Source organism: Petrachloros mirabilis, assembly GCF_975968855.1.
Map to the genome: position 1 here is coordinate 1 of NZ_CDLUDY010000263.1, position 12330 is coordinate 12330.

Annotated in this window: 15 protein-coding genes; 2 read left to right on the forward strand and 13 right to left on the reverse strand. The window is 51.7% G+C overall.

Going from position 1 to position 12330, the window contains the following annotated elements:
• Nucleotides 1–671: glucose-1-phosphate cytidylyltransferase (gene rfbF, locus ACWVCN_RS11085; protein WP_455245766.1), on the reverse strand; the 671-nt coding region annotated here is incomplete at its 3' end.
• Nucleotides 672–807: 136 nt separating this feature from the next.
• Nucleotides 808–1161 carry a PilZ domain-containing protein gene (locus ACWVCN_RS11090; protein ID WP_455245768.1) on the reverse strand — a complete coding sequence of 118 codons (354 nt, stop codon included), beginning with the start codon at nucleotides 1159–1161 and terminating at the stop codon, nucleotides 808–810.
• A gap of 339 nt (nucleotides 1162–1500) precedes the next feature.
• Between ACWVCN_RS11090 and ACWVCN_RS11095 the strand changes: the two genes are divergently transcribed.
• Both ACWVCN_RS11095 and ACWVCN_RS11100 read left to right on the forward strand, forming a co-directional pair.
• The gene (locus ACWVCN_RS11095; protein WP_455245769.1) at nucleotides 1501–2109 is read left to right on the forward strand and encodes a response regulator transcription factor; all 609 of its coding nucleotides are present in this window, start codon (nucleotides 1501–1503) and stop codon (nucleotides 2107–2109) included.
• 242 nt (nucleotides 2110–2351) lie between these two features.
• Nucleotides 2352–2768: a hypothetical protein gene (locus ACWVCN_RS11100; protein ID WP_455245771.1), complete on the forward strand. Its 417-nt coding sequence runs from the start codon at nucleotides 2352–2354 to the stop codon at nucleotides 2766–2768.
• A 58-nt stretch (nucleotides 2769–2826) separates the two neighbouring features.
• Here the strand turns inward: ACWVCN_RS11100 and ACWVCN_RS11105 are convergent, their stop codons facing one another.
• From ACWVCN_RS11105 to eno, 11 genes are all read right to left on the reverse strand, one after another.
• Nucleotides 2827–2979 carry a DUF5989 family protein gene (locus tag ACWVCN_RS11105; RefSeq protein ID WP_455245772.1) on the reverse strand — a complete coding sequence of 51 codons (153 nt, stop codon included), beginning with the start codon at nucleotides 2977–2979 and terminating at the stop codon, nucleotides 2827–2829.
• A 24-nt stretch (nucleotides 2980–3003) separates the two neighbouring features.
• Nucleotides 3004–3390: an SxtJ family membrane protein gene (locus ACWVCN_RS11110; protein ID WP_455245774.1), complete on the reverse strand. Its 387-nt coding sequence runs from the start codon at nucleotides 3388–3390 to the stop codon at nucleotides 3004–3006.
• Nucleotides 3391–3416: 26 nt separating this feature from the next.
• A complete protein-coding gene (locus ACWVCN_RS11115) occupies nucleotides 3417–5261 on the reverse strand; it encodes a carbamoyltransferase family protein (RefSeq protein WP_455245775.1) in 1845 nt (614 codons plus the stop codon).
• Nucleotides 5262–5365: 104 nt separating this feature from the next.
• A complete protein-coding gene (gene glgA, locus ACWVCN_RS11120) occupies nucleotides 5366–6862 on the reverse strand; it encodes a glycogen synthase GlgA (protein ID WP_455245776.1) in 1497 nt (498 codons plus the stop codon).
• A 23-nt stretch (nucleotides 6863–6885) separates the two neighbouring features.
• Entirely contained in the window at nucleotides 6886–7392 is a 507-nt protein-coding gene (locus ACWVCN_RS11125) for a hypothetical protein (protein ID WP_455245777.1), read from the reverse strand.
• Nucleotides 7389–7745, reverse strand: coding sequence for a gamma-butyrobetaine hydroxylase-like domain-containing protein (locus ACWVCN_RS11130; RefSeq protein WP_455245778.1), 357 nt, complete (start codon nucleotides 7743–7745; stop codon nucleotides 7389–7391). Before ACWVCN_RS11130 ends, ACWVCN_RS11125 begins: the two co-directional genes overlap by 4 nt.
• 38 nt (nucleotides 7746–7783) lie before the next feature.
• Nucleotides 7784–8536 (reverse strand): DNA repair protein RecO, encoded by a 753-nt coding sequence (gene recO, locus ACWVCN_RS11135; protein WP_455245779.1) that lies wholly within the window; start codon nucleotides 8534–8536, stop codon nucleotides 7784–7786.
• Between the two features lie 59 nt (nucleotides 8537–8595).
• Complete coding sequence (mgtE, locus tag ACWVCN_RS11140) at nucleotides 8596–10056, reverse strand: magnesium transporter (RefSeq protein ID WP_455245780.1); 1461 nt, start codon at nucleotides 10054–10056, stop codon at nucleotides 8596–8598.
• A gap of 10 nt (nucleotides 10057–10066) precedes the next feature.
• Nucleotides 10067–10951 (reverse strand): GTPase Era, encoded by an 885-nt coding sequence (era, locus tag ACWVCN_RS11145; protein ID WP_455245781.1) that lies wholly within the window; start codon nucleotides 10949–10951, stop codon nucleotides 10067–10069.
• 10 nt (nucleotides 10952–10961) lie between these two features.
• The gene (locus ACWVCN_RS11150) at nucleotides 10962–11306 is read right to left on the reverse strand and encodes an FtsB family cell division protein (protein WP_455245783.1); all 345 of its coding nucleotides are present in this window, start codon (nucleotides 11304–11306) and stop codon (nucleotides 10962–10964) included.
• Between the two features lie 18 nt (nucleotides 11307–11324).
• The coding region (gene eno / locus ACWVCN_RS11155) for a phosphopyruvate hydratase (protein ID WP_455245784.1) at nucleotides 11325–12330 on the reverse strand (1006 nt) is incomplete at its 5' end.

Below are 12330 nucleotides of genomic sequence, written 5' to 3' on the forward strand. Positions count from 1 at the left end.
CCCATAAATTGGTGATCTCTTGTAAGTCGCTTTATTGGATCCCGCTCCCACGCTGTTTCATCTCCATCAATGTAGTCAATTGCCTCACGCTGAAGGACGTAGAAACCGCCGTTGATCCAACCTTCTTCCCCATGCGGCTTTTCTTTAAAGTCCACGATATGATCATGATCGAATACAAGCCGCCCAAACCTCGCTGGAGGTAGCACAGAAGTGACCGTAGCTATTTTTCCATGGGCCTTATGAAACTTAACAGTGGCTTCGATGTCGACATCAGCAACTCCATCACCATAGGTGAACAGGAAGGTTTCGTCTTGTTCAAGCCATTTTCTGAGTCGTTTCAGACGTCCCCCAGTTTGAGTGTGAAGTCCAGTATCCACGAGGTGGACTTTCCAATCTTCGTGCTTTTTCCCGTTATGGATGGTTGTTTTTCCGCTGCCCAGATCTACCGAGATATCCTTATTGAAGGCATAGAAGTTCAGGAAATACTCTTTGATCATTTCTCCTTTGTATCCAAGGGCGATTATGAACTCTTTTACACCATGTGCAGCATAGATCTTCATGATATGCCACAAGATCGGCTTTCCACCTATTTCAACCATAGGCTTCGGTCGAAGATGAGTCTCCTCCGAGAGACGAGTGCCCATACCTCCTGCAAGGATTACGGCCTTCATTGTATCCAATTCCTTTTTATCAAGGGTTTCACAATAGAACAGAAGTGACCTTGATCGATGACTCCCCGAACCCCCCAGAACCTAACCTTACACGATATCTTCAGCCGCACTTTGATCAACCAAAATCATCAGCTTACTAAAAGAGAAATTTCAACCCGACGAAATGGGCCCCGCCATTGGGGCTCCCTAAGGGCAGTTTTCTTGTCCACCTTACCTCCGCCAATGTCGGCGTTCCGGCAAGATTCGTCGGAGTCGGCACAAGCACCTTCATGACTTGCTGCACTCTTGGAGCAAGATCCATTATCACGAGCATGCCACCGCTGCTGATATTCAATGAGAGTGCCTTCCCACTCTTAACAGGCTCACCCTCACCATCTATTTGATTTGTCATCTCGTACGGGATGGGACGCAACAAAGCGACTCGCTCGTTGTGCTTCTGCACACCCCCTTCAATCGGCCATTCCCATTCTGTATGCGCTGTATGCGTCACGGTTTCCCCCTTTGGCTGCGTGCAATGTTTTACCACCTCTGGCTTTGTTCAATTGGACACTCTCATATCACTCACCTTTTTGTATCAGCAGCAACCTTAATCCATAAATCCATAAACGCACCTTCTTCAGTGCGAAGTACGTAAAGTATATAATTGAGCCCAGACAGTACGAGCAATACCAAGCATGTATACCTTTTGCTCGAAAGGTGGGTGTTGACTCCCTCGAAAGTGTTAGGTACATTTCTAAAACTGCTGTTTGTATTGCTTACTTTAGCAAAACACCTTAGAGTATCCACAAGTCTTTACATAAACCAATAAGTTGCGAGCATCATACGCCCTATGAGTGATCCTATCTCGCCTCTGGATCCTTCTGAAACCATTGCCGACCAACGTTCTGGTCCAGGAATCGTTGTCCTTTCTGCATCAATGCAGCTACTCCACATGAATCGCCAAGCCTCTGACCTTGCAAAGCAAATCAATGCAGCAGATCATAGCGGAGGAGGGGCAAAAACCGTGCACGGCGTGCTTCCTGCAGCCCTAACAGAGCTGTGCGGAGAAATTGTGAAGGCTCTGCACGTTCGCACTGAAGCAAAAGACTGGGAACAATTTGAGATCAAACGAGTTGCTGGAAATCCAGAACAACCCGTTTTGCTAAGGGGGTTCGGTCTTCCTGACCGGGGGGGAGTCCAATTTGCCAGACTAGTGGTCACCCTAGAGGAACTAGGCCGCCGCCAGCAGTTAAATACGGATCAGGCTAAGGAAAAGTTTCAGCTTACAAACCGTGAGCAAGCAGTTGTTGAACACTTAGCGAAAGGCTGGACCAACAAGGAAATTGCGAACGCGCTTGAGATTACTGAACAGACAGTAAAAGAACACATCAAGCACATTATGCGAAAAACCAACGCCACCACCAGAACAGGCATCCTCGTCCAAATCTTTAATTCCTAGCTTTTCCCCACAAGCCTTGTCGTAAAAATACAATAGTGGGCACTATTAGACACAGCATGGCCTGCTATTTTTATCTTTTTTATTCATAAGTTATGAAATCTGCATCAGGCCCACTGCTTGCAGAGCCAAGCGGTACCATGCGGAATATCTATCTACCATTGCTCTCAGTGATGACATTCTTAGTTGTTGGCTGCCAATCCAGCCAATCACTACGATCATCAGGGAGCGACAATGCAAGTTTCATGAGCCTATGGAACACCTATTCACATTGTCAGAAGTCTGAGGATGTCCAGGAACTCATCGACGATGCAGTTGTTCTAAGCAACGCCACCGCGCGAACTGCTTCCACCAAGACGTTCGTACTTCCATTGCCAGGCAAACTTGGTCAACTTGTGTCATCACCCTCTGCTCGCTTTGCCGTCGATGTGAAGGCGATGTCTGCGGCTTGCTCACTCCGCGCTGGTCAAGCAGCCGCTGAGGTAAACCGTTTCGATAATGCACGAGAAGTGCTTGAGCCGATTCTTAACTATCATCCAAAATCTGAATACCTCTTTTACACCGTACAAGCTAAAGCTATCCTTTCCGCGATCAACCAATCAAATATTCAAGTCTCACTCAATACTCCTTCCACCTTCATAGACGTGCCTTCTCTTCAGTAATCTCAATAATCAAGAACTTCCTAACCAAGCGTTCTTACTATTCTTATCCCCCTCTGTCTCAAAACAATGTGTACACAAAAGGAGCCACGGCCGACCCTTGCGTCAGCACAATCAGGGTTCCCAGCAAGAGCAACACCGTTATGATCGGCAGTAGCCAAAACTTCTTTCTTTCTTTCATAAAAGCCCATAGTTCTAGCAGGAAATCGGCCATATACACCTCTCCATTTTTACGATTTCAGAACTGATTCTTCATGTGTGATGGTGGGCGTGACGGACGAACCACACGATACGTGCTTTCCCCATCAACGAATGCTTGTTGCATGGTATTTTTCCCCATCATCCGTAAAACCACCCCGATCGGAGTCACCAGACCATAGAACACCACGCCCAGCAAGATTCTCGTATTGACCCACCCAAGCACGTGCCCCACTCTCATCCACCCTTTGTGAATAGGAGCCAGTAGCCGCGGGTGAATGCCGCCACCAGCCATTAGCAGCCCCCCTAAGATAACAGCCCATGCCCGAAAGTCATCTCCATGAACCACTGCCGGCCATAGACCGATAACTGAGAACAATCCTCCGACCAAAAGCCCAAAACTTCTTAGCTCTTTGGTGCTCGCCATCTTATCCAATCATTTCTCCCTTCACTTCAGTCTAATTCGAATTCCCCTTTCCAATCAGAATCGCTTTCCAAAGGTTTCTGGTCTTCCTTCCTCAGAACATAATTTTCCAGCACTAACACATCCATTTCCGTTCGCATGAAACACTTATATGCATCCTCAGGTGTACAGACTATTGGTTCTCCTCTCACGTTGAACGACGTATTGACCAACACGGCACACCCGGTCTTGTCCTCGAAGGCTTTCAGAAGCTTGTGATAGCGGGGATTCGTCTCTGCATGAACCGTTTGCACTCTCGCCGAGTAGTCGATATGCGTGATGGCAGGGACGTCAGAACGGGGGACATTCAACAGATCAATCCCCCATAGCCCGTTTTTCTTGGAGTCGAAGGGAAGCCGCCTCTTCTCTATAACCGGTGCGACGAGCAGCATATACGGACTATCGCACTGCATCTGGAAATAATCCGATACCCGCTCCCTGAGTACAGAAGGTGCAAACGGCCTGAATGATTCACGGTACTTGATCTTCAGGTTCATCACCGACTGCATCTTGGTGTTTCGTGCATCTCCCAAGATGCTCCGCCCGCCGAGCGACCGCGGCCCAAATTCCATCCGGCCCTGAAGCCATCCCACGACTTTTCCCTCAGCTAACTCTTCAGCCACATTGTCAAATACCTGCGGGTCTTCTACGCGCTGATACACTGCCCCTAGAGCCTTCAATCGACGTTCTACATCCTCATTCGAATGCCGCGGCCCAAGATAGCTGCCTTGCATCCTATCCTTCAGATCATCAGCGGTCCGTGGTTGATTTTCATATTGATACCACGCACTCAAGGCAGCCCCCACAGCTCCCCCAGCGTCGCCAGCCGCCGGCTGTATCCAAATTCCTTTGAACGGCCCCTCTCTCAAGATACGCCCGTTCCCGACGCAATTAAGTGCAACGCCGCCGGCCAAGCATAAGTACTCCATTCCCGTTTCACGGTGCATCGTGCGAGAGAGTCTCAACATAACCTCTTCGGTGACTTCCTGTACGGATCGGGCCAGGTCCATCTCACGTTGCCCGATTTTCGACTCAGGCTTTCGAGGCGGTCCGCCAAAAATGTCGTCAAACTTCCGACTGGTCATTGTCAAACCGGTACAGTAATTAAAGTAGTCCATGTTCATTCGGAATGTGCCGTCCGGCTTGAGGTCAAGGAGATGATCGTAGATCGCTTTAACGTATTTCGGCTCGCCGTAGGGGGCCAAGCCCATCACTTTGTACTCCCCAGAATTGACCTTGAACCCCGTATAGTATGTAAATGCCGAGTACAACAGCCCGACCGAATGGGGGAACGGATTTTCCCACAATGGATTCAGAGTGTTGTCCTCCCCCAACCACGCTGATGTTGTCGCCCATTCACCCACCCCATCCATGCACAACACTGCAGCTTTTTGATACGGCGAGGGGAAGAAGGCTGAGGCCGCATGCGACTCATGATGCTCACCGAAGAGAAACAGCGGGAGCCTGGATTTCTCAAGCCCAGGAGCACAGGAGAGCACTTCTTCCCGCAACAGGTTCCTCAACAACAATTTTTCCTTGAGCCAGACTGGCATCGCCGCGAGAAAAGACTGAATGCCCTTCGGTGCGAATCCGATATAAGTTTCCAACAATCGTTCGAACTTGATGAGCGGCTTATCGTAGAAGACAATGTATTTCAGATCCTGAATACCAATCCCTCCCTCAGCAAGACAATATTCGACAGCGCGATGAGGGAATCCGGGATCATGCTTCTTCCGGGTGAAGCGTTCCTCCTGCGCTGCCGCGATAATCTCGCCATCTCGCACGAGACACGCAGCGCTGTCGTGGTAATACGCTGAGATTCCGAGGATGTTCACACTATCACTTATTGTTCAGTGTCTTTATTGAGACGAGTATTTACGCACTTCCTTTAAAAAAACACCCCACCTGAACTCAAAACGGCCTTGTATTTGCCCTCCGATTACATTCCCTCCAACGATGCAAAGAGCTCATCGTAGGCTGTGGCAGACCGTGCCCACGACATGTCAGAAATCATGCCCGTTTCGACGAGTCTATTCCATTGACCTGCATCCTGAAATACCTCTAAAGCACAGCCTAAACTCGTTAATAACGATTCGGCCGTATGCTCATCGATGAAAAATCCCGTTGCAGAGCCTGCATCAGCCTTTTGTAGGTCGAAAGGTACTACGGTATCCGCCAACCCGCCGGTCTTTCTGACGATTGGAACAGTTCCGTACCGTAGGCTGTACAACTGGCTCAGTCCGCAAGGTTCATACCGAGACGGCATTACGAGCATATCAGCCCCCCCTTCGATTCGATGGGCAAGCCCTTCGTCGAATCCAATATGGAGACCAAAACCGTCTCTATAGCGCATCTGAAGAGTTCGAAACCGCTCTTCATAGGATGGGTCGCCTATACCCAGCATGACTAGTTGCACATCGAGTCTCATCAGTTGCGGGATCACGGCTTCCATCAGATCGAAGCCCTTCTGCGATGTCATCCGTCCAATCGCCGCTATTACCGGGACTGTGACTTCCGGCAACCGGAACTCGCGTTGCAAGGCCTTCTTACAGACAGCCTTCCCGGTTCGATCGCTCACGCTGTATGTTGCGGACAGAAACTTGTCCGTTTCAGGATTCCAAACTTCAATATCGATCCCATTCAAGATACCTTGCAAGTCCACCTGCCGATTTCGGAGGACGCCGTCAAGCCCGCACCCGCCTTCCCTCGTGAGAATTTCCTTGGCATACGTTGGACTGACAGTTGTGAGGAAATCGCTGAACACGATTCCCCCTTTGAGCAGATTCAAAGAACCATAATATTCAAGTCCTCCAATCCCGAATAGAGAAGGGGGTAATCCTGTCTTGTGAAACTCGCTCCCTGGAAAGAGTCCCTGATACCCCATGTTGTGGAGCGTCAGTACCGTCTTAATGTGTTCCAGCTCGGGTCGATCTTGGTCGGTGGTTTTCAGATACACAGTACAGAGGGAAGTTTGCCAGTCGTGCAGATGAAGGATATCGGTCTTCCACCGTTGTCTACGCCAAAGATAGGCAGCAATTTCAATAACCGCGCGAGAAAAAAATGCAAATCGCTCAAGATTATCGGGATAATCTTTCCCCTTTTCTTGATAGAAACCAGCTCGGTCAAAATATTGATCAAACCGAATCGCCCAGACTCGAAGTCCTTTCGAACATCCCCTCACTGGAACGATATCTTCTTCTATGCTCGCATTGACAATTCCCTGTGCAGTCGGAACGGGTAGGACGTCGAGTTGGTGAAAGGATCTTCCAGAGTCGTTGATCGACCTATACCCCGGCAAAAGCAGAATCACGTCATGCCCAAGCCTCACCAGTTCCTGAGGCAGAGCCCCGGTTACATCGGCTAATCCGCCTGTTTTGGCATAGGGGATCGCTTCTGAAGCGGCAATGAGAAGATTGAGACTACGCGAAGGATTCACCAAAGCCGTGAGACCGTCTTGCGTTAATGAATCGGCAGGCTATCGAGTCTCGTCCGAAACTTCTCTTCATGGGCCCAACTGCGCCCGAGCTCGTGAAGTTCGTCAGCGGATAGAGCCTCCCGATAAACAAGGACTTCATCCAGAAATACCACCAACCACCCTTTTTCGGGATAGATAAGAGAGAGGGCCTCCCCGGCGTCGACTCCGGCCACCCACCCTGGAGGAGATTCGCCGATTTCAACTCGAGAGCGGGGAACGAGCGTCCCGTCTTTCATCCCAAAAAATGGCATGAATTCCATCCGCTGATACGTCGGCTCCCCCCAGACACGGACAAACGCTCTAGGCTCGAGCTTTCTCAACACCAGATCATTGGCCCGAATGTATTCTTCCTGCTCAATTAGGGAAGGCATCCCAAAACAACCTGAAAACAGTACCAACGTTAACAGACAGCTGCTCAACGCCAGCTTCTCGGCAGATTTCCCCAGCACCCTAATCTTTGCCCTCCACCAAGAACCATCCGCAAACCTCATAAGAGTCTCCGGCTTTTGGGTTCCGTGGGCTTAACTGGCTGACATTCGTTACACTGACAAAGCCGCCGCAAAAGGCTGTAGGAATAGATGCCCGTATCGTGGCCGTCACTCCATTTAAATTGGAACGCATACCGCCCCACCGACTCGATATCCTGTAGCATGATCAACATCGGCACATCATCCGGCTTCAATCTCCGTTCGCCAGTCCATTCGTCAACGCAGGCTGCGCAGGGACAGTGCAATCTAAGATGGCGCACTGGATAGACTGCGTGATGCCCGTCGCTCCATTCAATTCCCAACACGCCCTTCTCGAGCCACGACATGTCTTTCGGTTCAACTACAGTTTCTCCCATTGTGATGTCTTTCAATCAACTGACTCGAACACCGCTCATTACAGTGGTTGGGCTAAAAAGTCTACCGGAGGGATTCGCCGTCCAGCCACCACCGTCACATATCTCTCAATGGCATCCTCTACTTCATATCGAACTTGGCCAACCGCCTTCAGCCGCGTCATCATCGCCGGCGCCAGGCGCAGGGCTTGCCGGAGAAATGCCAAACTCCCCCGCGATAGCGGCAGACAAGGAATCCTCTGACGGGCGGCACAGGTTGGGCAGACCAACCCTCCGGACGCGGGGGAAAACTGGGGAACCTGAATCATTCTCGTCCTGTCGCAGGCTGAACAATGGTCGGTCTGTGGCCGAAATCCCGTCAGGCCCAACAACCGGATCTGAAACAGTAATGCCGTCAGGGCCGGATCGTTGCTCGTCACCAATGAGCGCAAGCCTTGCTCAAGCGTGTCGAACAGCGGCGGATCCGGATCGCCGTCCGGTGTGATGGCACCCACCACATTGACCATCCTCGCCGCTGCCGCCATCAGCGTTAAGTCTTCTCGGAAGCGTACGAACGGTTCGATCAAATCCACTTGTGAGACGCGGTAGAGCGAATCACCGGATTTTTCAAAAAGGTTCAATTCACAAATCGTCAGCGGTTCGAGCGCCGCCCCCATCCGACTCTTGAGCCTGCGTGCACCTCTCGCCACCGCGCGGATTTTGCCTATATGCTTGGTATAGAAGGTAACGATTCGATCAGCATCACCCCACTTGCGACTCTTCAACGTAATTGCAGTGGTTTTAACGAGCGGCATATCGGAAAGACCTCTAAGTCAATGAATCGAGCGATCGGAACCTGTACCAGCCCATCTGACTATCGAAGGTAATCCATGAAGATCGTGGCAAGCGTCAGGTAAATGGTGATACCGGTGATGTCGTTGGCCGTGGTGACGAATGGTCCTGCTGCAACGGCCGGATCAACTCCCAATCGTTTCAACACAATCGGCATGAACGTCGCCATACTTGTCGACACGAGAAACGCGGTAATGAGCGACGCGCCCACGACGACCCCAAGAAAACCTTGGTGCCAAATCCACCCAACTAAGGACAAGATGAGACCGCAGGCGATACCCATCAGCAACCCGATCTTTATCTCCCGAAAGAACACGCTTCGGACGTCCGTCAATTCCACATGCCCTGTCGCCAACCCCCGAATAATGAGTGTTGACGACTGCAGGCCGACGTTTCCTCCCATAGCCGCAATAACCGGAATAAAACTGACTATCGCCACGACTTCCTGAATCGTGTACCGGAACTCCCACAGAATTGCACCGGACAGCAGACTGCCCACAAGATTGGTAAAGAGCCAAGGCAACCGGACCTTTGCCGCGGCAAGACTCGACGATCTCGTTACCGCCTCTTCTTCCACAGCGCCGGCCATCTTCAACATGTCTTCGGTCGCTTCCTCCCGGATCACATCCACTACGTCGTCCACCGTGATGATCCCCGCCAACACTCCGTCCTTATCCACGACGGGAATCGCTAGCAGGTTATAGCTGGCCACCTGCCGCGCCACTTCTTCCTGGTCCATATCGACTGAGACACTGATAACGTCGCGCGTGGCGATGTTCTTAAGCGGGGTCGCCGGAGGGACCGTTAAGAGCTGGCGAAGAGAGAGGACACCGACTAAATGATCGTCTTTATCTGTCACGTAAATGTAAAACACCATCTCGGCATCCGTCGCCTCCTGCAGGCGCCGAATGGCATCTTGAGCCGTCGCCTCCTCCGACATCGCGAAGAATTCCGTCGTCATGATCCCGCCTGCCGTATCCTTGGGATACTTCAGCAGATCCGCGACTTCCGACGAGTCCTCTGTGCGCATGAGCGAAAGAATTTCCTTCGCACGTTCTTCTGGGAGGACTCCGAGAATGTACGCCACGTCGTCCGGCGCCAAGTCTTTGATCAACCAGGCGATATCAGATTGCAGGAGGTCGGCAAGCACTTGCATGATACTGTCGGTATCGAGTTCGCTGAGTACCTGCCCGCGCTTGGATTCCCCGCGGACTAATTCGAACACTTCTCGTTTTTCTTTCGGAGAAGAGAGATGGGTAATGACTTTGGCCACGTCCGCCGGATGCATTCGGCCAAGCATCTTCGCGAGGTTAGTTATCGCTCCGCGACGCAACAACCGTTGCACCGACACCAGCACAATGTCGGACTTCGTCTGACCACGATCGGCCTGATCGCGCAACGCGTCACGCAACAGATCTTTATCAACCAGGCGTGGCTTTGACTCTACCTGACGCGTTTCTGTCGTTTTGTCAGTCTGCTGCATATTCGATCCGTCAGTACCCCAATTCAATCAGCGCATGCTCGTCTTCACGCCAGGCTTCCCGTACCTTCACCCACAGCTGGAGAAACACTTTCATTCCGAAGACCTTCTCCATATCAAGCCGCGCTTCGGTGCCCACAGATTTTAATCGTTCGCCATGTTTCCCGATCACGATTGCCTTATGTGATTCCCGCTCGACCAAAACCGACGCGCTGACACGAGCCAGCCTCCCTTCCTCGATGAACTGGTCGATCTCTACAGCAATGGCATAAGGCACTTCCTCGTGCGTCTGACGGAGGAGTTTTTCCCGAATCATCTCCGCTGCCAAGGTCCGCAGCGATTGATCTGTGATCGTCTCCTCGTCATATGCAGCATCCCCCTCCGTGAGGTACGAAACCGTCACCTCCAGCAACCGGTCAATATTGTCCCCTGTTTGCGCCGACACCGGCACCACTTCCGTCCAGGGATAAAGCTTTGCATAGGCCTCGATCACCGGCAGCAGCTTGAGCTTGTTCACCAAATCTATCTTGTTCAAGACGAGGAAGACCGGTCTGGGACGTTTATGACTTGCCGTTTTCACATAATCCAGCACCATCAAATCGCCTGGTCCGGGCAAGCTCGTCGCATCCATAAGCACGAACAAGAGATCCGCTTCTTCCAGCGTCTCCACCGTCGTGCGGACCATTCGGCGGTTGAGTAAATGTTCAGGCTTGTGAATTCCCGGTGTGTCCAGCAATGCGATCTGCGCACCGGGAACATGGACCACACCCAGAATTCTTGTTCTGGTTGTCTGTGGCTTTTCCGAAACGATTGCAATTTTTTCTTTCAGCAATCGATTCAGCAACGTCGACTTGCCGACATTGGATCGCCCAATTATCGCAACTGTTCCGAATTTCATTGTGGCACGCCTAGGGCCGCTGCTGAGATGCGTCAGGAACCAATTGATAGACGGTTTCGCCTTTACGAACGTATCCGAGCCGTTCCCTGGCTAACTTCTCAATCTTGGCCGGATCGTGTTCCAAGTGATCGATATCGTTGCGCAGCGCTCTCGTCGCTCGCTGCAGTTCATGGATTTCAACCTCTAGCTGACCTGCGTGATCACGCATCGAAAAATACCGCGGCAACCCCATCTCCCCGAAACAGAGCGCCAGAAGCAACAGGACACAGGCACCGGCCCCGACATACTGTGCTCCGGTAATCATTCGACGGCGCCAGTCCAACCACTCACGCCCGCGATTTTGCTTGATAATCATGCGCTTCCTATCAACCGACTAACTTCTACCCGGCATCGCATCTCGCCCGCGGTAGACTGCCGCAGAGCCCAATTCTTCTTCGATCCTGAGCAGTTGGTTGTACTTTGCAACGCGATCTGTCCGAGACAGCGACCCGGTCTTGATCAGCCCGCTGTTTGTTGCAACCGCTACATCCGCTATGGTCGTATCCTCTGTCTCACCAGAACGATGCGAAATAATCGCCGTATAGCCCGATCGCTTTGCCAATTCGATCGCTTCCAACGTTTCGGTTAGGGTTCCAATCTGGTTGAGCTTGATGAGAATCGAATTGCCAATGCCTTCGCGAATACCTTTTGCAAAAATCTCCACGTTGGTCACGAAAATATCGTCGCCGACCAATTGGACACGCTTCCCCAACTTTTCCGTCAGCATCTTCCAGCCTTTCCAATCGACTTCGCTCAGCCCGTCTTCGATTGACAGGATTGGGTAGCGGTCCAAGAGTTTCGCGTAGTAGCTGATCATCTCCTCGGAGGACCGTTCCCGGTTTTTCTCCGCCTCCAGCACATAGCGGTTCTTGTCGTACAGTTCGCTCGCCGCACAGTCCAAGGCGAGGGCGACATCTTGCCCCGGCTTATAGCCGGCTTCTTCGATCGCCTGCGTGATGAGCGTAAGTGCCTCCTCGTTCGATTGCAGATCCGGCGCAAAGCCTCCCTCGTCGCCTACCGCTGTGCTCAACCCATTCTTCTTCAAAATCGCTTTCAATGTGTGAAAGACTTCTGTCGCCATCCGCACCGCTTCACTGAACTGACTCGCCCCCACCGGAACGATCATGAATTCTTGAAGATCCAATCTATTGTCTGCATGAGCGCCGCCGTTGATGATGTTCATCAGCGGCACCGGCAAAACTCGCGCATTTGTTCCGCCGAGGTAGCGATAGAGTGGCTGCCCCGTCTCGTTCGCCGCGGCCCTTGCCACGGCCAGTGACACGCCGAGAATCGCATTGGCCCCGAGTTTCCCTTTTGTTTTGGTCCCGTCCAGCTCGATC